The sequence below is a fragment of the Brevundimonas aveniformis DSM 17977 genome, from assembly GCF_000428765.1.
Classification (GTDB): domain Bacteria; phylum Pseudomonadota; class Alphaproteobacteria; order Caulobacterales; family Caulobacteraceae; genus Brevundimonas; species Brevundimonas aveniformis.
On record NZ_AUAO01000002.1, the window covers coordinates 240,386 to 260,038 of the forward strand.

The window sequence follows — 19,653 nt, forward strand, 5'->3', positions numbered from 1 at the left end:
GGGGTGCGGCTAGTTCGCCGGAAATGACCACTGGCGACTATACGGTTCTGGGTCTTGAGACCAGTTGCGACGAGACGGCGGCGGCGGTCGTGCGCCGGCGCGCGGACGGTTCCGTCGAGGTGCTGTCGTCGGTCGTGGCCAGCCAGGATGAACACAAACCCTTCGGTGGCGTGGTGCCCGAGATCGCCGCACGCGGCCATGTGCGAACGATAGATGCGATTGCCCGCGCGGCTCTGGATCAGGCCGGGACCGGCTTTGAGGGCCTGAGCGGCGTGGCGGCGACGGCGGGACCGGGGCTGGTCGGCGGGGTCATGGTGGGGCTGAGCTTCGGCAAGGCGGTGGCGCTGGCGCGCGCCCTGCCGCTGGTGGCGGTCAATCACCTCGAAGGGCACGCTCTGTCGGCACGGCTGGGCGCACAGGCCGACTATCCGTTTCTGCTGTTGCTGGTGTCGGGTGGGCATTGCCAACTGCTGGAGGTGCGCGGGGTCGGCGACATGACTCGGCTGGGCTCGACCATCGACGACGCGGCAGGCGAAGCCTTCGACAAGACGGCCAAGGCCCTTGGCCTGGGCTATCCGGGTGGGCCGGCGCTGGAGCGTCTGGCGGCGTCGGGCGATGCGGCAAAGGTGCCGATGCCGCGTGCCCTGCTGGGTCGCAAGGGCTTCGATTTCTCGTTTTCAGGCCTGAAGACCGTGGCGGCTCGCGCCGCTGAGGCGGTCGTTACCGATCAGGACAAGGCCGATGTCGCCGCCAGCGTTCAGGCGGCGATCGCCCGGCAGCTGACCGAGCGGTCTGAGCGGGCCATGGCCGACTACGCCGAACGGCATTCGCATCGACTGTTCGTGGTTGCGGGCGGGGTCGCGGCCAACCAGACGGTACGGCGCTCGCTGATGGAGGCCTGCGCGCGGCAAGGCTTCGATTTCGTCGCGCCGCCGATTCAATACTGTACAGACAATGCCGCCATGATCGCACTGGCCGGGGCCGAGCGATTGGCGCGGGGCCTGACATCGGGGCTGGATGCCAGGGCGCGACCGCGCTGGCCGCTTGACGAGGCGACGGCCCTGTCTGATCCCCTGTATGCAACCGGCCGAAAGGGAGCCAAGGCATGACGGACTTCACCTCGGTCGGGGTCATCGGCGGCGGGGCCTGGGGCACGGCCCTGGCCCAGTCCTGCGCACGCGGCGGGCTGGCGGTGACGATCCAGGCGCGTGAGCCCGAGGTGGTCGAAAGCATCAATGCCCGCCATGAGAACGAGGCCTTTCTGCCCGGTGTAAAGCTGGACCCAAAGGTCCGGGCCGTGGCCGAGCTGGACGATCTGGCCGGGGCGGACTTTATCCTGGCGGTGCCGCCGGCCCAGCATATGCGGAGTGTCCTGACCGCGTTTGCGCCGATGGTTCGCGGGGGCACGCCGATCGTCCTGTGTTCCAAGGGCGTCGAGCGCGGCACGCTCAAGCTGATGACGGAGGTGCTGGCCGAGGCGGTGCCGCAGGCGCGGCCAGCGGTGCTGTCGGGGCCGAGCTTTGCCGCGGACGTCGTGCGCGGTCTGCCGACGGCGGTGACCCTGGCCTGCCCGGATACGGCGCTGGGCGAACAGCTGGTGCGGGCAGTCGCGGCCCCGACCTTCCGGCCCTATCTGGCCGACGATCTGATCGGGGCCGAGGTCGGCGGGGCGATCAAGAATGTGCTGGCCATCGCCTGCGGCATTTCCGAGGGGCGGGGTCTGGGCAAGTCGGCCCACGCCGGGCTGATCACGCGGGGGTTTGCCGAAATGACCCGCATCGGCGTGGCCCTGGGCGGTCGGGCGGAGACGGTGGCCGGCCTGTGCGGCCTGGGCGATCTGGTGCTGACCTGCTCCAGCCCGCAGTCGCGCAACATGTCGGTGGGCCTGGCACTGGGGCAGGGGCTGACGCTCTATCAGGCGCTGGAGGGCAAGCGGTCGGTGGCCGAGGGCGTCGATTCCGCGCCGGCGGTGCGCCAGCTGGTCGAACAACTCGGCGTCGAGGCCCCGATCTGCGAGGCGGTGGCGGCGATCCTGGCGGGCGAGATCGACGTGGATCAGGCCATCGACGGCCTGCTGAACCGGCCGCTCAAGGCCGAGCGATGAGCGACGGGCCGCCGCCGTCGGACCGTCCGCGCGTCTGGAAGACCCCGCCGGGCGTGGCCGTGGCGGTGCTGACCGATATTCCCGATCCGGGTGCGCGCGCGGTCGTGGTGCAGATCGGCGAGGCCTATTTCCACGGCTTTCTGATCCACAAGGACGGCGAGGTGCGCGGCTATGTCGATCGCTGTCCGCACGCGGGCTATCCGCTGGCGGTCGAGCTGGACCGGTATCTGACAGACGATGGCGCGCTGATCCTGTGCGCCTGGCACGGCGGGATCTTCAAACCCCTGACCGGCGAGTGCATCGGCGGTCCTCCGGCCGGTGGACGGCTGACGCCGTGGCCGGTGGTGGTGGACGGGCCGGTGGTGCGGACCGCCTAGACTCACGGATCCAGGAGGCAAGCTGTCGCTCTGAAAACAGAGCGACAAAGCGACAAAGCGACAGATCAGGCGGCGGGGGCGCCCGCGTCGTCAGCCTCGTCCTCGTCCTTGGGTTCCATGACGTCGCGCAGCTTTTGGGCATAGAGGGCGCGGGCGTAGTCGGCGCTGTTGTAGGCCCGGCGGGTCTTGTCGACGCCGGGGCCAACCCGATCGAGCACCGCCACCAGCCGTGCCCAGGACAGGGCTTCGGCGGGACGGGCGCGGGCCGCGGCTTCGGCGGAGCGGCGGAAGGCGTAGCGGATGTAACGTTGCGGCTCGGGATCCATCAGCAGTTCGCCGACCTCATACTCATGGGCGGCGACGAACAGGGCCATGGGGCTGTCAGGATCGAGGTCTTGGTACTCGAGGAGGGCGCCGTCGCCCGCCAGGCGGGCCAAGCGTTTCTGATTCCGCCGGCGCCAGCCGTCGCGCTCGGCCCGGCGCTGGACGGTGCGATAGGACACCCCGAGGCGACCCGCGACCACGCCGGCGGTCTCGCCGGCGAGATAGTCGGCGCGCGCATCGCTCCAGTCATAGAAGGGCGCCGACGGCGGCGGACGATCCAGATGCGGGGCGACAGGGGCCTCGAGATCGGCGTCAGGATCGGGCGGGGCGGGGGCGCGGGGGTCTGAATTTTTCATGCCGCCCAGCCTAAGGGCGCGGCGACGGGCGGGGATTCAGGGGGCGATTTTGGGGGTGGAGTTGGAGCTAAAGAATTGATTTTGCTCAGGACGAGACGGTTTTGGGGGCGGGGATAAACTGTGCAGCCCGGCGGCTGGCGTCAGTCGGCCAGGCGGGCGGCGTCGGCAGCGGCGGCCTCGGCCATACGGCGGGTTTCGGCGTGGCCGGGGCTGATGTCGAGGATCTCGCGGAACCGCCGCTCGGCCTCCAGGAAACCGGCGCGGGCGGCGGCGCGGTCGCCCTCGGCCTCGGCGAGTTGGGCCAGCTTGGCTGCGGAGATGGCAAGGTCTCTGAGCCATTGGGTGTTTTTGGGGTCTCGGTTCGCGAGCTCCTGCCGGATATCGAGGCTGGCCTGATAGGCGTTTTTGGCGGCGGGGAGGTCGCCCTCGGCGGTGGCGATGTCGCCGAGCTTGTTATGGCTGACCGAGACGTCTCTGAGCCATTCGGTGTTCTTGGGGTCTCGGTTCGCGAGGTCCTGCCGGATATAGAGGCTGTGCTGATAGGCGTCTTTGGCGGCGGGGAGGTCGCCCTCGGCTCGGGCGATATCGCCGAGCCGGTCATGGCTGACCGAGAGGTCTCTGAGCCATTCGGTTTTTTTGGGGTCTCGGTTCGCGAGGTCCTGGGCGATATCGAGGCCGGCCTGATAGGCGTGTCTGGCGGCGGGGAGGTCGCCCTCGGCGGTGGCGATGTCGCCGAGCTTGTTATGGCTGACCGAGAGGTCTCTGAGCCATTCGGTGTTTTTGGGGTCTCGGTCAACGAGGTCCTGGGCGATCTCGAGGCTGGCCTGATAGGCGTTTTTGGCGGCGGGGAGGTCGCCCTCGGCGGTGGCGATGTCGCCGAGCTTGTTATGGCTGACCGAGAGGTCTCTGAGCCATTCGGTGTTTTTGGGGTCTCGGTCAACGAGGTCCTGGGCGATCTCGAGGCCGTCCTGATAGGCGTGTCTGGCGGCGGGGAGGTCGCCCTCGGCGGTGGCGATATCGCCGAGCTTGTCATGGCTGACCGAGAGGTCTCTGAGCCATTCGGTGTTTTTGGGGTCTCGTTTTGCGAGGTCCTGGGCGATCTCGAGGCTGGCCTGATAGGCGTGTCTGGCGGCGTTGAGGTCGCCCTCGGCTCGGGCGATATCGCCGAGGTCGTCAAGCGCGGCGGCCTTGTCGCGCGGATCGGTCGCGGCGGCGAGGGCGGTGTCGGCGGACGCGCGAGCGGCCGGAAGGTCGCCGGAGGCGCGGTGCAGGCGGCTGAGGTAGATGTGGGTCCAGACGTCGGCGGGGTCGAGGGCGGCGGCGCGGGCGTAAGCGTCGAGCGCCACCTCGACATTGACGGGGAAGGCCAGGGCGCCGAGGCGGCGCCATTTGTCGGCGGCCCTGCGCTCATCGGCCAGGGCGTCGTCGCGCAGGCGCGCGTAACCTTCATCGAAGCGCCCATCGGCCAGTAATCGGGCGGCGGCGATTTCAGCCGCGTCACCATGCTCGACGATGTCGCCGGCGGCTTCGACGACGGCGTTGTCGGAGGTGGCGTCGGTGGGGGCGCCGCCGGACGCTCCGCGAATTTCATCGAGAATCTCGCGCTTGAGGCGCTCCATCGCCTCACGAGTCAGCTCGCCCTCGTCCGTGACCGTCCTGCGAATGCGGTCGTGGGCGCGGCGAGCCTCGATGGCGGACATGAGACGCGGGCCGAACATCTGGAGCAGGGCGCCGACCGCGGCGATGCCGGCCATGGCGGCGCCGACGACCATGAGAAGGGCGGTGATGGGATCGCCGCGCACCCAGGTCACCCAGGCCTCGGGGTCGGTGATCGGATTGGGGCCGTCGCCCTGAACCATGAAGCCGATCGCGACCGCGAGGGCGATCAGGACCAGCCCGATGACTCCCAATGCGCGCCAGATGGTCTTCATGGAGGCCTCCCCGAACCTCAATATATGGCTGTGCGCGGCGGAATCCAGCGGTCTGGGTTGCGCCTGGGGTGAATTGGTGCCGGCGATTGTCGGAAAGCGAGGCAGGCGTTTCTGCACCGCTTCCCCTCTACGGCCCACAGGTCGCTTGCAGCGACCGGCCCCTCCACCGCTACGCGGTCCCCCTCCCCACCGCTTCGCGGCAGGGAGGAGACAGTCGTCAGACCGGCAGGGCCCCACGATTGACGAAAGTCCGCATGGCGAGGGCGGTAGACTAGGTCTCCAGCTCGTCCTTCACCTCGGCCAGAAAGCCAACAGCCCGTCGGGCATAGTCGCCAATCCAGCGGTCGTGCACGGCCTTGATCGGCAGAGGGTTGAGGTGGTTCCAGCGTTCGCGCCCACGGCGCTCGACCATGACCAGATCGGCCGTTTCCAGCACCTTGAGGTGCTGCATCACGGTGCAGCGGTCCAGCGGGGCGAGGGTCTCGCACAGGGCGCCTGTGGTCATCGGACCGGCCTTCAAGGCATCAAGCAACTGCCGACGTGTACCTGACGCCAGAGCCCGGAAGACCTGATCCTGATTCGCTTGGCTTGACATGTTATAAATCTATAACATTAATGCGACCACGCAAGCCACGGAGAGAGGTCATGGAACTACAGTTCAAGGTTTCGGCGCGAATTGGTCGACCGGTTGAAGAGGTGTTTGAGGCCGTGGCTGATCCCGCCGTCCTCTCGCAATATTTCACCACCGGCGGTGCGGTTGGTCGGCTGGAGACGGGCAAGACGGTGCAGTGGGACTTTGCCGACTTCCCCGGCGCCTTTCCGGTCCAGGTCGTCGAGGTCGAGGCCAATCGTCGAATCGTCATCCGCTGGGCGGCGAATGACACATCACCCCCGGATGGCCAGCCTTACGACACCACCACAACCTTCACCTTCACCGCGTTGGAGGGCGGGCGCACGCTGGTGACGATCGAGGAAGCGGGTTGGCCGCAAACCGAGACGGGTCTGACGTCCGCCTTTGGCAACTGTCAGGGCTGGAGCCAGATGCTGTGCGCCATGAAGGCCTGGGTTGAGCGCGGCATCAACCTGCGCGAAGGGATGTACGTCTAGACCGGCAGCGCCCCGCGTTTGACGACGGTGCGCATGGCGACGCTGGAGGAGACGCGGGTGACGCCGGGGATGCGGGTCAGCTCCTTGGCGTGGATGCGTTCGAGGTCGTCGACGTCGCGGCAGACCATGCGCAGCAGATAGTCGGACGCGCCGGTCATCAGATAGCATTCGACCACCTCCGGAACAGTGGCGATGGCGGTCTCGAAGGCGGTCAGGGCCACCTCGGCCTGGGAGGACAGGGTCACGGTGACGAAGACCGAGATCGGCAGGCCGATGGCGCGCTCGTTGATGATGGCGGTGTAGCGGCTGATGACCTCTTCGGCCTCGAGGGCGCGCAGGCGGCGCAGGCAGGCGCTCTCGGACAGGTTGACGGCCTTGGCCAGGTCGGCGTTGGTCATGCGGCCGTCGCGTTGCAGGGCGCGCAGGATCTTGCGATCGGTCTCATCCAGGGTTGTCGCAGAAATCGTCTTCATGGGGCTGATGTCTCGCAGTTTCTGCGAGTTTACGACGATCAGAAGCGCAAAAGAACAGGAACCTGCGGCGCACTCGCCGCTATTTTCCGCCCGCCTCGAACGGGAGAGAGATCATGCGCGTCGGCGTGCCCAAGGAAATCAAGAAGAACGAACACCGGATCGGCCTGACGCCGACGGCGGTGCGCGAATACGTCGCCCACGGCCATACGGTCGCCATCGAAAAGGGCGCAGGCCTGGGCGCGGGTTTCACCGACAAGGACTATACGGCCGCCGGCGCGACCATCCTGCCGGACGCCAAGGCGGTGTTCGACGGCTCGGACATGATCGTGAAGGTCAAGGAGCCGCAGAAGGTCGAGTGGGAGATGCTGCGCCCCGACCAGATCCTGTTCACCTATCTGCACCTGGCGCCGGACCCGGACCAGACCCACGGTCTGTTGAACTCGGGCTGTGCCGCCGTGGCCTATGAGACGGTGACGGACGCCAAGGGCGGCCTGCCGCTGCTGGCGCCGATGTCGGAAGTGGCCGGCCGGATCGCGGTGTTCTCGGCGGCCGAGACCCTGTTGAAGCACAACGGCGGCATGGGCCTGCTGTTCTGTGGCGTGCCGGGCGTGGCCCCGGCGCGAGTGGTGGTGCTGGGCGGCGGCGTCGTCGGTCTGAACGCGGCGCGCATGGCCCTGGGCCTGGGGGCCGAGGTGGTGGTCATGGAACGGTCCATCCCGCGCATGGCCTATATCGACGAAGTGACCGGCGGACGCGTCATCACCCGCTATTCCTCGATCAACGCCATCGAAGAAGAGATCACCAAGGCCGATGTCGTCATCGGCGCGGTGCTGGTGCCCGGCGCTTCGGCGCCCAAGCTGGTCAGCCGCGATGACCTGAAGAAGATGAAGAACGGCTCGGTGCTGGTCGACGTGGCCATCGACCAGGGCGGCTGTTTCGAAACCAGTCATCCGACCACCCACGAAGACCCGACCTATGTGGTCGACGGCGTGGTCCACTATTGCGTGGCCAATATGCCGGGCGCGGCGCCGCGCACCAGCTCTGAGGCGCTGAACAACGCCACCTTGCCGTTCGGCCTGGCGCTGGCGGACCATGGGCTGGATGCGCTCAAGACTAATCCGCACCTGGCGCGTGGCCTGAACGTGCTGGGCGGCAAGCTGACCAATCCGGCCGTCGCCGAGGCGCTGGAGATGGAATGGGTCGATCCGTACGGGGCGTGGAAGTAGGGGCGGCGTCGTCCCTCTCCCGCCGGGAGAGGGAAGGGATCAGTAGATCTCGAACAGGCCCGCCGCGCCCCGCCGAGCGGCTTTGCCGCTCGGCGATCCTTAGGTGATGGGGACCGCGGGCGGCCTTTTCTCAATAGATTTCGAAAAGACCTGCGGCCCCCATGCCGCCGCCGACGCACATGGTGACGACGCCGTATTTGGCCCCGCGGCGCTTGCCCTCGATAAGGACGTGGCCGGTCATGCGCGCGCCGGACATGCCGTAGGGATGGCCGATGGAGATGGCGCCACCCGAGACATTCAGGCGGTCGTTGGGAATGCCCAGCCGGTCGCGGCAATAGAGGACCTGGACGGCAAAGGCTTCATTCAGCTCCCAGATGCCGATGTCGTCCATGGTCAGGCCGTGGGCCTTGAGCAGCTTGGGCACGGCGAAGACCGGGCCGATGCCCATTTCGTCGGGGTCACAGCCGGCCACGGCCATCCCACGATAGGCCCCCAGCGGCGTCAGGCCGCGCTTCTCGGCCTCCTTCGCTTCCAGGATCACCGAGGCGGAGGCACCGTCAGACAGCTGCGACGCATTGCCGGCGGTGATGAACTTGCCTTCCTTGATCTCCTGACCGCCGGGGAAGACGGTCTTGAGGGATTGCAGGCCTTCGAGCGTGGTGTCGGCGCGATTGCCTTCGTCCTTTGAAAGGGTGACTTCCTTGGCGCTCGTCTCGCCGGTGGTTTTGTCCAGCACCTGCATGGTGGTGGTCATGGGGACGATTTCGGCGTCAAAACGGCCTTCGGCCTGGGCTGCGGCGGTGCGCTGCTGTGATTGCAGGGCGTATTCGTCCTGGGCGTCACGCGAGATGCCGTAGCGGGCAGCCACGACCTCGGCGGTTTCCAGCATGGTCATGTACATGTGCGGCTGGAGCCTGAGCAGGTCCGGGTCCTGGGAGCGGAAGAGGTTCATCTTGCCGTTCTGAACCAGGGAGATGCTCTCCAGCCCGCCGCCGACGGTGACAGGCATACCGTCGACGATGACCTGTTTGGCGGCGGTAGCGATGGCCATGAGGCCCGAGGCGCACTGGCGATCCACGCTCATGCCCGAGACGACGGTGGGGAAGCCCGCGGCCACGGCGATCTGACGCGCCACATTGGTGCTTGTCGAGCCCTGCTGCAGGGCGGCCCCCATGATGACATCCTCAATCTCGGCGGGGTCGACGCCGGACCGTTCCACCGCATGCCTGACGGCGTGGGCACCCAGCTGTTGCGCCTGGGTGTCGTTGAAGGCGCCGCGATAGGCCTTGCCGATCGGGGTGCGGGCGGTCGAGACGATGACGGCTTCACGCATGGGTCAGGCTCCTTGTTTGGCCTTGGCGGCCTTGGTCATTTCGAGAATGCCCTGGGCTGAACCAGCCTCGGGAATAATCTGGCCGTCGCTGTTCTGAACCTCCGCCCAGCGGGCGGCGACCTGCTCGGCGGCATCGGGCCCGGCAGCGTAGATCCCTTGCGTCAGGGTGATGTGCGCGGCTTCGAAGCCACCGGCCCCCGCCGCCAGAATGGCGCGGGTCGGCGCGTTTTCACTGACCAGATGCAGCAGGCCCGGCGTCACCAGCTCGGGTCTCAGGGCGTCGAGATCCAGGCCGCCTCCAAGGTCTTCGGTCATGCGGGTGGCAGCGGTGGGAGCCAGGCTGTTGACGCGGATGTCGTATTTGGCCCCCTCGATGGCGAGGGTCTGCATCAGGCCGACCAGTCCCAGTTTTGCGGCTCCGTAGTTGGCCTGGCCAAAGTTTCCGTACAGGCCGGACGACGAGGTGGTCATGGCGATGCGGCCATAGTTCTGGGCCCGCATGATCTCCCAGACCGCCTTGGAACAGATGACCGCGCCCATCAGATGAACGTCCAGGACGAAGCGGAAATCGTCGAGTGTCATCTTGGCGAAGGTTTTGTCGCGCAAGACGCCGGCGTTGTTGACCAGAATGTCGACCCGACCCCACGTCTCGATGGCCGAGCGCACCATGTCCTCGACCCCGGCCTCATCGGTGACCGAACAGACAGCCGCTATGGCCTCCCCGCCGGCGGCGCGGATTTCGTCGGCAACCTGATGGGCCGGACCCGTCGAGCCTCCGGTACCGTCGCGGGCACCGCCGAAGTCATTGACCACGACCTTGGCCCTGCGCTTGCCGAGGGCCAGGGCATGCTGGCGACCCAGGCCACCCCCCGCGCCGGTGACGATGGCAACGCGATCATCAAAGCGGATGGACATGGCGGGGCTCCCAATCTGGTGACCTAGCCGTTTAGGCGTGCGCCCCTGGGTCAAGCAAGGGCTTCCCGAAATCGTCTGCACATGGTTTGAGGCAGTCCATGAAGGCGCGTGAACCAAGGATTTCTGGTGTGAGACAGCCTCCCATGCCGTTGTGCGGGTTGGCCCGGCTCGACCGGCCCGAGGACAGGACGTGAGGGTTCTGGTTACCGGTGGCTGCGGCTTCATCGGCTCGGCGGTCGTGCGGGCGCTCATGGCGCGCGGCGTCGAGCGGGTCGGCGTGCTGGATGCCCTGACCTATGCGGCCAATCCGGCGACCCTGGCGGCCTTCGAAGATCGCGCGGAGTATGCCTTTTTCCAGGCCGATGTTCGTGATCGGGCGGCGGTGGCCGCGGCGCTCGAGGCGCTGCGTCCGCAGGCCATTCTGCATCTGGCGGCAGAAACCCACGTTGATCGGTCGATCGACGGGCCGGGCATCTTCATTGAGACAAATCTGGGCGGAACCCAGGTGATGCTGGAGGCGGCCGAAGACTGGCGGCGCAGCCTATCTGACGCCGAGGCCGAAGCCTTTCGCTTTGTGCACGTCTCCACCGACGAGGTGTTCGGGGCGCTGGGGCCAGAAGATCCTCCGTTCGTGGAGATCAGCCCCTACCGCCCGCGTTCGCCCTATGCCGCGTCGAAGGCCGGTGCCGATTTCCTGGCGCGAGCATGGCACGAAACCTACGGCCTGCCGGTGATTGTGACCAACTGTTCGAACAACTACGGCCCCTATCAGCACCCCGAGAAGCTGATCCCGTTGATGATCCTGCGGGGGCTCGCCGGAGAGGACATGCCGGTCTACGGCGATGGCCTTCAGGTTCGCGACTGGCTGCATGTGGATGATCATGCGCAGGGCCTGCTGGCGGCGCTGGACAAGGGGCGGGGCGGCGACACCTATCTGATCGGAGCGAGGGCCGAACGGACCAATCTGGAGATCGTTGCTGGGATCTGCACGGCGCTGGATGGCGTTGCCCCCGAAACGGCGCCGCATGCGGGACTTTTACGCCACGTCCCGGATCGCCCGGGCCACGACCGGCGCTATGCGATCAATCCGTCCAGGGCAGAGCGTGACCTCGGCTGGCGGGCGATGACAGACCTGACAGAAGGACTGGCCCGGACGGTCGGCTGGTATCGGGATCACGCGACCTGGTGGCGGCCCATGGTTGAGGCCGGGGGGCTGGCGCGGCGGGGGCAGGGACGTTGACACGGGTGCTCGTCCTGGGCCGGCGAGGTCAGCTGGCCAGGGCTCTGGCGGCCTGCGACTGGCCGACAGGTTGGGCGGTGACCCTTGCGGGTCGAGAAGCCCTGGATCTGGAGCGGCTGGACGGGATTGGGCCGTTTCTCGAAGGGCATCCGGCGGAGGTCGTCATCAACACGGCGGCCTATACAGCGGTAGATCGCGCTGAGGCTGAGCCGGAGGCGGCGTACCTTCTGAATGCCGAAGCGCCTGAACGGATCGCTGAGGCCTGTAGGCGGTCGGGATCTCTGCTGGTGCATCTGTCGACGGACTATGTTTTCGGCGGCGATGGAACCGCACCCTATCGAGAGGGTGACCCAACCTCGCCGGTGAATGTCTATGGGGCGTCCAAGGCCGAAGGTGAGCGTCGCGTCTTGCGGGCCTGTCCAGAGGCGACGGTCGCGCGCACAGCGTGGCTGATGTCACCAGATACCGGATTTGTGGCCGCCATCCTCGATCACCTCGTTCGAAAGGAGCCGGTCAAGGTGGTTGCCGACCAGCGCGGTAATCCGACCCAGGCAGCCGATCTGGCGCAGGCTTTGGTCCGCCTGGTCAGTGCCCGACGGGCCGGCACAGGCGGCGGGGGATGTCTGCACATGGCCGGAGAGAGAGCGGCCAGCTGGTACGACGTGGCCAGGCGTATTGCGGCGGTGGCGGGGGCTGAAACCGGCGTGACCCCGGTGCCATCGTCGGCCTATGCGGCTGTGGCGCAACGTCCGCGCGATTCTTGCCTCAATGTTACACAGCTGTCGTCAACCTATGATATTCGTATGGCATCGTGGGACGCTTGGATCACGACGGATGCGCGCGAAGGCCTCATAGCCGCCGCAAACCGTGTTGAAAAAAGGCAACAGCTCGGGGGGTGAAGGTTCAGGGGCTGGAACCTGCTCAACTTCGAGCCGTTGGAAGACCAGTACCGGGGGCCAAGACGGCGCGCCGGCGGAAATTGTGACAAGGGATTAGACATGAATAGACGTTTATTGGCCGGTGCGGCCGGTGTGGCGCTCCTCGGCCTGGCCGGCCCCGCCATGGCGGATCCGGGCGGGTGGTATGGCGGGGTTGACCTCGGGTACCACTGGCAGGGTGATTTCGGTCTGGTGAGCGAAAACAATGCGCCCGACGGCGCACCCTATGAGTTCGACTTTGCGACCGACCCCGACTGGGCCGGCTTCGTGCGCCTGGGTTACCGGTTCAACCCGAACTGGCGCATGGAACTCGAAGGCGGTTATCGCCCGGGTGACCTGGTTTCGGCTCTGAGCCCGAACCCGCGTGCGGCCCCGACCTCGGTGGCCCTGTGTGCGCCGGGCGTTGTCCGGGGTCCCGGCACGGCCTGTGGCAGCCCGGACGGCTCGGTCGATCAGATGTCGGTCATGGCCAACCTGATCTGGGACATGGGGTCGGAAGACTGGACCATGCGCCCGTTCATCGGGGCTGGTGTCGGCCTGAACCGGGTGTCGGTGGATGCCCTGGGTCAGTTCTCGACCTCGCCTCCGGGCCCAGCACAGAACCTGATGATCGACGATGAGGACACGGCCTTTGCGTGGCAGGTTCTCGGCGGCGTCGCGTGGGCGCTGTCGGATCGTCTGTCGCTCGACATGACCGCGCGCTACATGCGCACCAGCGAAGTGTCGTTCGAATCGACCTCCTCGTCGGCAACGCCGGGCTGGGTCCCGGGCGCTTTCTCGGGTGAATTCGAGGACACGACCGTATCGGTGGGCCTGCGTTATGCGTTCGGGGCCGATGCCCCGCCGCCGCCGCCCCCGCCGCCGCCGCCGCCTCCCCCGCCGCCTCCGCCTCCGCCGCCACCTCCGCCGCCGCCTCCGGTGTGGAACGCGCGTGAGTTCACGGTCCTGTTCGACTGGGATCGCTATGACCTGACCCCGCAAGCGACGGAAATCGTCCGCCAGGCCGCGGCTCACGCCCGGGCCGGTGGCGCCACCCGCGTTCACGTCGTGGGCCACGCCGATACCTCCGGTTCGGCCGCCTACAATGTGCGCCTGTCGCAGCGTCGTGCCGCCACCGTCCGTGACGCCCTGGTCGCTCAGGGTGTGACCGGTGGGGCCATCACGACCGAAGGTCGCGGTGAAACCGACCTGGCCCGCGCGACCGCTGACGGTGTCCGCGAGCCGCTCAACCGCCGGGCCACGATCAACATCAACCGCTAAGCGCGGGCGATACGATCCAAGCGTTGGCCTAGAGCCAAAGCCGAATGCGAACCCCCGGGAGGCAACTCCCGGGGGTTCTGCTTTGATGCCACAGGTTCTGGTCGAAATCTGACAGGCCGGCTGGGCGAACTTGCCAAGCGCACAGATCGGCATATCGTCGTTCGTCATCAGGATCGTCGGGTTGTCCGGCGAGGGGAGTGATGATGAAAAAGCTGCTTCTGACCGGCGTGGCCGGTCTCGCCATGGTCGTGGGCGCTCCCGCCCTGGCCGATCCCAATGGGCCCTATATCGCCGGCGACATCGGCTATTCGTGGCCAGAGTTTGATGGTGAGTACATCATCTTTGGCTTACCGTCGGGCGCGGTCGGGGATGACGCTATGGGCGGCGGGCCCGCCGCCTTCCTCCGTGGCGGCTACCGGCTTAACCCGGCGATGCGTCTGGAGCTGGAAGTCGGTCGTCGTTGGGTTGATGCCGCCAACACCGGCGTCTTTGTGAATACCCTCGAAGCCGACGTCACTTCGGTGATGGCGAACGCCTTGTTCGATATCGGGTCTGGCCGTTTCCGTCCGTACCTCGGCGCCGGCATCGGCTGGGGCGAGGTCGACATGAACGCGCCCAACTTTCCGATCACCGAGGACTCGGGCCTAGCCTGGCAGCTCATCGCGGGCGCGGCCGTCGCCGTTGGGTCCCAGGGCAACCTCGACCTGACCTACCGTTTCTTCAATGTGGACGATCTGTGGGTGACCGACGCCTTCCCGAATGGTTTCGAGGGTGACTTCGTCGACCACTCGCTGACGATCGGCTATCGCCATTCGTTCGGCGCGATTGCGGCTCCTCCTCCTCCTCCGCCGCCGCCGCCGCCTCCGCCTCCCCCGCCGCCTCCGCCGCCGCCGCCGCCGCCTCCGCCGGTGTGGAACGCGCGTGAGTTCACCGTGCTGTTCGACTGGGATCGCTATGACCTGACCCCGCAGGCGACGGAAATCGTTCGCCAGGCCGCGGCGCATGCCCGGGCCGGCGGGGCCACCCGCGTCCATGTCGTGGGCCACGCCGATACTTCCGGTTCGGCCGCCTACAATGTGCGCCTGTCGCAGCGTCGTGCCGCCACCGTCCGTGACGCCCTGATCGCTCAGGGTGTGACCGGTGGGGCCATCACGACCGAAGGCCGGGGTGAAACCGACCTGGCCCGCGCCACCGCTGACGGTGTCCGCGAGCCGCTCAACCGCCGCGCCACGATCAACATCAACCGCTAATACCGGTCGATACGATCAAAGCCTTGGCCTAGAGCCAATGACCAAAGCGAACCCCCGGGAAGCAACTCCCGGGGGTTTTGCTTTGAGGTCATGTCTCGGGCTTGAGGGTCAGGGACAGCAATCGCCGGGCAGAGGTCTGGCTGACCGGCGCGAAGCCGGCATTGACGAAGAGGGCCAGGGCGGCGGGATCTGCAAGGTCAACCTGAGCCAGGACGGTGCCATCCTCGAAATGGTCAAGACCCGCCTGGAGGAGCTTTCGCGACCAACCCCGGCCGCGATACTCCGGGGCAACCACGATGTTCACGCTCCGTCGACCCGGGGCAATGAGGTCAAACCGCACGGCACCTATCGCCTGATCGGTGCGTATGGCCTCACCGACAAAGATGAGCTGGTCGGTCGGCCCGAGAGCGAGCTCAAGCCACTGCAGGTGCTCATACCAGTCCGGCTGCCCCCAGGGGGTCGGTGCATCGGGCGACAGGGCGACGGACCAGTCGTACAGCCGTTTTGCGTCATCAAGGCTGGCAACGCGAAGGCGAAGGGTTTCGACAGGCATGGGGCTTCCCGGGTGGGCCGGTGCTGCGGCCGCTGCGCTGAGACTGTGCAATGGGGGCGTGTCTGAAAGGTTTCGTTGGCGTCGGGCCGGGGGTGACGCCGGTGGGGGCGGAGGGTATAGGCAGCCCATTCGTTTCAGAGAGTTCTACCCATGCGCGTTGCCATGATCGGAACCGGCTATGTCGGCCTGGTATCCGGGGCCTGTTTTGCAGATTTCGGCCATGTCGTGACCTGTATCGACAAGGATGCCTCCAAGATCGAGCGCCTGGAGCAGGGGATTATGCCGATCTATGAGCCGGGCCTGGATGGGCTGGTGGCTGACAATGTGCGCGACGGTCGGCTGTTCTTTGCCATCGACGGAGCCGAGGCGATCCGCCAGGCCGATGCCGTGTTCATCGCTGTGGGAACGCCGTCGCGACGCGGCGACGGCTATGCGGACCTGACCTATGTGTATGAGGCCGCACGCGAGATTGCGGGCCTGATCGAAGGCTTTACCGTCATCGTCACCAAGTCGACCGTTCCTGTCGGCACGGGCGATGAAATCGAGCGGATCATTCGCGAAACACGGCCGGACGCCGTGTTTGCCGTGGTGTCGAACCCGGAGTTTCTGCGTGAAGGCGCGGCCATCAACGACTTCAAACGCCCTGACCGCGTGGTCGTCGGCATTGAGGACGAACGCGCCCGGGCTCCGATGACGGAGCTGTACCGTCCGCTGAACCTGAATGAGACGCCGTTGCTGTTCACGGGTCGGCGGACGTCGGAGCTGATCAAATATGCCGCCAACGCCTTCCTGGCGATGAAGATCACCTTCATCAACGAGGTGGCGGATCTGTGCGAAAAGGTCGGTGCGGACGTCCAGCAGGTGGCCAAGGGTATCGGCCTGGACAACCGCATCGGTTCGAAATTCCTGCACGCCGGGCCGGGCTACGGCGGCTCGTGCTTCCCGAAGGACACCCAGGCCCTGGTGCATACGGCTCAGGATGCCGGTGCGCCGCTGCGGCTGGTTGAAACGACCGTCGAGGTCAATGCGGCACGCAAACAGGCCATGGCCAAGCGGGTGATTGCGGCATTGGGTGGCAACGCATCCGGCAAGACGGTTTGCCTGTTGGGGGTGGCCTTCAAGCCCAATACCGACGACATGCGCGATGCGCCGTCGCTGGATGTCGCGCCGGCCCTGATCGCGGCGGGGGCGACCGTTCAGGCCTTTGATCCCGAGGCCATGGATGAGGCGAAGAAGCTCCTGCCTGATGTCGTCTTCAAGACCGGACCGTATGAGGCCGTCGAGGGGGCTGATGTGGTGGTCATTCTGACCGAATGGGATCAGTTCCGAGCCCTGGATCTGGCCCGCGTCAAGAATTTGGCCCGCCAGCCGATTATCGTGGATCTGAGGAACGTCTATCGGCCGGATGATGTGCGGGCCAAGGGCTTTACCTACAGCTCGATCGGGCGAGCCTGACGCTTGGGCTATTCGCTGGCGATGCGAACCAGCTCTCCATAGTAGGGGTTGCCTTCATCGCGGCCGTGTTTGCCGGTGCCGATCACCAGACCGGCCATGATGACGGCTGAAATCAGGGCGATGAAGCCCAGGCGCAGGCCGCGCAGCAGAGCCGCGACCTCGTCGTGCTCCTGGTCGCGATCTGTGGATTCCCTGTTCAAACGAAGCGCCCTCTACCCGGAAGCTCAGGGAACACCGGTCAGGTGAATCTGACAAGGGGCGGAACGACAAAAGAAAACGCCCCGAGGCCGAAGACCTCGGGGCGCTGACTCTGGATCAGGAACGAAATCAGCGACCGGTGAAGGGCCGGATCACGATCTCGACACGGCGGTTGGCGGCCCGACCGGCATCGGTGTCGTTGCTGGCGATGGGTGAGCGTTCACCCAGGCCGGCGACGTACAGACGTTCACGGATCACACCGCGGTTGATCAGATAGCCAGCCACCGAGGCGGCGCGTCGCTCTGACAGGCCCTGGTTGTATTCGTCGGTGCCGCGCGAGTCAGCGTGACCCATGACGTCGACGACCGACTGGTCATAGGTGTTCAGCACATTGGCCACATCATCCAGTACCGCATAGAAGCGGGCATCGACCTGGTCGCTGTTGAAGCCAAAGGTGACATCCGACGGCATCCGCAGGATCAGCACATCGCCTTCACGCGCCACGCCGACACCGGTGCCCGAAAGCTCCTGCTCCAGGGCGCGCTGCTGGCGGTCCATGTAGTTGCCGATACCGGCCCCGGCCAGGGCACCCACGCCCGCGCCGATCATGGCGTTGGTGCGGCCCTCTTCGGAATCGGAGGTGTTGGTCAGATAGCCCAACAGGGCCCCAACACCGGCACCCACCAAGGCTCCCGTGCCCGTGTTGTTGCGGACTGGCGTCGAACGATAGGGGTCGGTGGTGGTGCAGCCTGCCACCAGCAGGGCGGCCGCAGAAGCGCCAACGGCAATTAGCTTGAGGGTCATGGAAGTCTCCTTGTTTCAGCCCGTTAACGCGATCAGATCGGTGCGGTTCCGGCCAGGGACCACTTTATGGTCAAGCTGTCTACAGTGCCACACCGGTTTCTCCGGCGTCGCTTTCGGGCTAGAGGGTCCAGCTTGAACGGAAGCTGAACCGATATGCCAACGACATCTGCGATCGAACCTGTCTCCATGAGTCGCTTTGACAGCGATTTTGAGGGCTTCTCACGAGACTTGGGCCAATCCTTTGCGCGGTATGGCTTTGCGGTGATCGAAGATCACGGACTGGACCAGGCGGTGATCGACCGGGCCCTGACAGATACCAAGGCCTTCTTTGCCCAGGACGCGGAAGCCAAGAAGCGGTGGCATGAGCCCGGCACGGGTGGCGCGCGCGGATATACGCCCTTTGGGACCGAGGCGGCCAAGGACGCCGACGTCGTGGACCTGAAGGAATTCTGGCACACCGGCCGCGAGTTGCCCGGCGGACATCCGTATCGGGCCTTCATGCGCGACAACGTCAAGCCAGACGCCCCGGCGGGTTTCCACGACAGCGCCTATGGCCTGTTCACCGCCCTGGACGACATGGGAGCCAAGTTGCTGACGGCCATCGCCCACTATCTGGGGCTGCCGGACCACTGGTTCGACGACAAGGTGGAGATGGGCAATTCTGTCCTGCGCCTGCTGCACTATCCGCCGATCCCGGCGGATGCGCCTGGCGTGCGGGCCGGGGCGCACGAGGACATCAATGTCATAACCCTGCTGCTGGGCGCTGAGGAAGGCGGACTTCAGGTCATCGACCGGCGCACCGGCGAATGGCTGCCGATCAATCCGCCGCCAGGTGCCCTGGTGATCAATGTCGGCGACATGTTGCAGCGCCTGACCAACCATGTGCTGCCGTCGACCAGCCACAGGGTGGTGAATCCGCCGCCGGAGCGACGCGGATTCGCGCGGTACTCGACGCCGTTCTTCCTGCATTTCAACCCGGACTATCTGATCGAGACGCTGCCCTCGACGGTGACGCCGGACAATCCCGACCGCTACCCCGAGCCGATTACCGCCCAGGACTATCTGATGGAGCGGTTGCGCGAGATCCGGTTGCTCTAGGATGGCCGCGGGGGGCGATCTGCCGAAGGCACGCAAGCGCAGACTGGGGTGTTTCGCCGTCCTGATCGCCCTGGCGCTGGCTCCGGTCGCCGGCGTTCTGGTCCATGCTGTTGTTCCGCCGCCGCTCACCTTGTTGATGGTTCAACGGCTGTTCGAAGGCGAAGGGCTGCACGTCCGCTGGCGGGGCCTGAATCGAATTTCGCCCGATCTGGTGGATGCCGTGATTGCCGCCGAAGACGCGCGCTTCTGTGAGCACAACGGCTTTGATTTCGAGGCCATTCAGGACGCGATTGAAGATAATGCCGACGGTCGGCGTGGGCGGGGCGGATCGACCATCAGCCAACAGACGGCCAAGAACGTGTTCCTGTGGTCGGGGCGCAGCTGGATCCGCAAGGGGCTGGAGGCCGGCTATACGGTCCTCATCGAGACTTTCTGGTCCAAGCGCCGGATCATGGAGATGTATCTGAACGTCGCGGAGATGGGGCCAGGCGTCTATGGGGCCGAAGCCGCATCGCGCTACTGGTTTGACAAGAGCGCCTCGGAATTGACCCGTGCCGAGGCGGCGCGCCTGGCGGCCATTCTGCCGAATCCCAGGGAGTATCGAGCGGCCAGCCCCGGCCCCTACGTCCGACGTCGAGCCCGGGCCATCCAGGGCAATATGGCGGTCATCCGAAATGACGGCCTGAACGACTGCACCGCTTGACGCGGGCG

21 protein-coding genes are annotated in these 19,653 nt (G+C 66.3%); 12 read left to right on the forward strand and 9 right to left on the reverse strand.

Annotated elements, in window-relative coordinates; all coding sequences use genetic code 11:
- The first annotated feature begins 23 nt into the window (after nt 1-23).
- The 3 genes from tsaD to G391_RS0106455 are packed head-to-tail and all read left to right on the forward strand — an operon-like array spanning nt 24 to nt 2,481.
- Entirely contained in the window at nt 24-1,109 is a 1,086-nt protein-coding gene (tsaD, locus tag G391_RS0106445; protein ID WP_029086790.1) for a tRNA (adenosine(37)-N6)-threonylcarbamoyltransferase complex transferase subunit TsaD, read from the forward strand.
- On the forward strand, nt 1,106-2,104 hold the full coding sequence (locus G391_RS0106450) for an NAD(P)H-dependent glycerol-3-phosphate dehydrogenase (protein ID WP_029086791.1): 999 nt from the start codon (nt 1,106-1,108) through the stop codon (nt 2,102-2,104). Before tsaD ends, G391_RS0106450 begins: the two co-directional genes overlap by 4 nt.
- Complete coding sequence (locus G391_RS0106455; protein WP_029086792.1) at nt 2,101-2,481, forward strand: Rieske (2Fe-2S) protein; 381 nt, start codon at nt 2,101-2,103, stop codon at nt 2,479-2,481. Before G391_RS0106450 ends, G391_RS0106455 begins: the two co-directional genes overlap by 4 nt.
- A 65-nt stretch (nt 2,482-2,546) precedes the next feature.
- On the opposite strand, the gene G391_RS0106460 is transcribed toward G391_RS0106455, so the two are convergent.
- The 3 genes from G391_RS0106460 to G391_RS0106470 all read right to left on the reverse strand — a co-directional run bounded on the left by G391_RS0106460 (nt 2,547) and on the right by G391_RS0106470 (nt 5,687).
- Complete coding sequence (locus G391_RS0106460) at nt 2,547-3,161, reverse strand: hypothetical protein (protein ID WP_029086793.1); 615 nt, start codon at nt 3,159-3,161, stop codon at nt 2,547-2,549.
- A 140-nt stretch (nt 3,162-3,301) separates the two neighbouring features.
- Nucleotides 3,302-5,092: a hypothetical protein gene (locus tag G391_RS15145; protein ID WP_051257188.1), complete on the reverse strand. Its 1,791-nt coding sequence runs from the start codon at nt 5,090-5,092 to the stop codon at nt 3,302-3,304.
- A gap of 271 nt (nt 5,093-5,363) precedes the next feature.
- Entirely contained in the window at nt 5,364-5,687 is a 324-nt protein-coding gene (locus G391_RS0106470; protein ID WP_029086794.1) for an ArsR/SmtB family transcription factor, read from the reverse strand.
- A gap of 50 nt (nt 5,688-5,737) precedes the next feature.
- Between G391_RS0106470 and G391_RS0106475 the strand changes: the two genes are divergently transcribed.
- On the forward strand, nt 5,738-6,199 hold the full coding sequence (locus G391_RS0106475) for an SRPBCC domain-containing protein (protein ID WP_029086795.1): 462 nt from the start codon (nt 5,738-5,740) through the stop codon (nt 6,197-6,199).
- Here G391_RS0106475 and G391_RS0106480 read toward each other — a convergent pair.
- Entirely contained in the window at nt 6,196-6,672 is a 477-nt protein-coding gene (locus tag G391_RS0106480; RefSeq protein WP_029086796.1) for an Lrp/AsnC family transcriptional regulator, read from the reverse strand. The genes G391_RS0106475 and G391_RS0106480 overlap by 4 nt on opposite strands.
- A 113-nt stretch (nt 6,673-6,785) precedes the next feature.
- On the opposite strand from G391_RS0106480, the gene ald reads away from it, so the two are divergent.
- On the forward strand, nt 6,786-7,898 hold the full coding sequence (gene ald, locus G391_RS0106485; protein ID WP_029086797.1) for an alanine dehydrogenase: 1,113 nt from the start codon (nt 6,786-6,788) through the stop codon (nt 7,896-7,898).
- Between the two features lie 130 nt (nt 7,899-8,028).
- Here ald and G391_RS0106490 read toward each other — a convergent pair whose 3' ends face one another.
- Both G391_RS0106490 and G391_RS0106495 read right to left on the reverse strand, forming a co-directional pair.
- On the reverse strand, nt 8,029-9,231 hold the full coding sequence (locus G391_RS0106490) for an acetyl-CoA C-acyltransferase (RefSeq protein ID WP_029086798.1): 1,203 nt from the start codon (nt 9,229-9,231) through the stop codon (nt 8,029-8,031).
- 3 nt (nt 9,232-9,234) lie between these two features.
- The gene (locus G391_RS0106495) at nt 9,235-10,146 is read right to left on the reverse strand and encodes an SDR family NAD(P)-dependent oxidoreductase (protein ID WP_029086799.1); all 912 of its coding nucleotides are present in this window, start codon (nt 10,144-10,146) and stop codon (nt 9,235-9,237) included.
- A gap of 190 nt (nt 10,147-10,336) precedes the next feature.
- On the opposite strand from G391_RS0106495, the gene rfbB reads away from it, so the two are divergent.
- The 4 genes from rfbB (at nt 10,337) to G391_RS0106515 (ending at nt 14,834) form a co-directional block, all read left to right on the forward strand.
- Complete coding sequence (gene rfbB, locus G391_RS0106500) at nt 10,337-11,386, forward strand: dTDP-glucose 4,6-dehydratase (RefSeq protein WP_029086800.1); 1,050 nt, start codon at nt 10,337-10,339, stop codon at nt 11,384-11,386.
- Nucleotides 11,387-11,391: 5 nt separating this feature from the next.
- Entirely contained in the window at nt 11,392-12,285 is an 894-nt protein-coding gene (gene rfbD, locus G391_RS14090) for a dTDP-4-dehydrorhamnose reductase (protein ID WP_051257189.1), read from the forward strand.
- Nucleotides 12,286-12,384: 99 nt separating this feature from the next.
- Nucleotides 12,385-13,584, forward strand: a complete 1,200-nt coding sequence (locus G391_RS0106510) for an OmpA family protein (RefSeq protein ID WP_029086801.1) — start codon at nt 12,385-12,387, stop codon at nt 13,582-13,584.
- A gap of 203 nt (nt 13,585-13,787) precedes the next feature.
- Nucleotides 13,788-14,834 (forward strand): OmpA family protein, encoded by a 1,047-nt coding sequence (locus G391_RS0106515; protein WP_029086802.1) that lies wholly within the window; start codon nt 13,788-13,790, stop codon nt 14,832-14,834.
- A gap of 88 nt (nt 14,835-14,922) precedes the next feature.
- Here G391_RS0106515 and G391_RS15150 read toward each other — a convergent pair whose 3' ends face one another.
- Nucleotides 14,923-15,387: a GNAT family N-acetyltransferase gene (locus G391_RS15150; protein ID WP_051257191.1), complete on the reverse strand. Its 465-nt coding sequence runs from the start codon at nt 15,385-15,387 to the stop codon at nt 14,923-14,925.
- A 150-nt stretch (nt 15,388-15,537) separates the two neighbouring features.
- On the opposite strand from G391_RS15150, the gene G391_RS0106525 reads away from it, so the two are divergent.
- Nucleotides 15,538-16,842: a UDP-glucose dehydrogenase family protein gene (locus G391_RS0106525; protein WP_029086803.1), complete on the forward strand. Its 1,305-nt coding sequence runs from the start codon at nt 15,538-15,540 to the stop codon at nt 16,840-16,842.
- Between the two features lie 8 nt (nt 16,843-16,850).
- On the opposite strand, the gene G391_RS0106530 is transcribed toward G391_RS0106525, so the two are convergent.
- A complete protein-coding gene (locus G391_RS0106530; RefSeq protein WP_029086804.1) occupies nt 16,851-17,042 on the reverse strand; it encodes a hypothetical protein in 192 nt (63 codons plus the stop codon).
- Nucleotides 17,043-17,169: 127 nt separating this feature from the next.
- Nucleotides 17,170-17,844, reverse strand: coding sequence for a YiaD family glycine zipper/OmpA-like lipoprotein (locus tag G391_RS0106535; protein WP_029086805.1), 675 nt, complete (start codon nt 17,842-17,844; stop codon nt 17,170-17,172).
- A 186-nt stretch (nt 17,845-18,030) separates the two neighbouring features.
- Here G391_RS0106535 and G391_RS0106540 point away from each other — a divergent pair, with 186 nt between their 5' ends.
- Together G391_RS0106540 and mtgA are read left to right on the forward strand one after the other, a co-directional pair.
- Nucleotides 18,031-18,942, forward strand: a complete 912-nt coding sequence (locus tag G391_RS0106540) for an isopenicillin N synthase family dioxygenase (protein ID WP_245572054.1) — start codon at nt 18,031-18,033, stop codon at nt 18,940-18,942.
- Nucleotide 18,943: 1 nt separating this feature from the next.
- The gene (mtgA, locus tag G391_RS0106545; protein ID WP_051257192.1) at nt 18,944-19,645 is read left to right on the forward strand and encodes a monofunctional biosynthetic peptidoglycan transglycosylase; all 702 of its coding nucleotides are present in this window, start codon (nt 18,944-18,946) and stop codon (nt 19,643-19,645) included.
- The last annotated feature ends 8 nt before the right edge of the window (nt 19,646-19,653 follow it).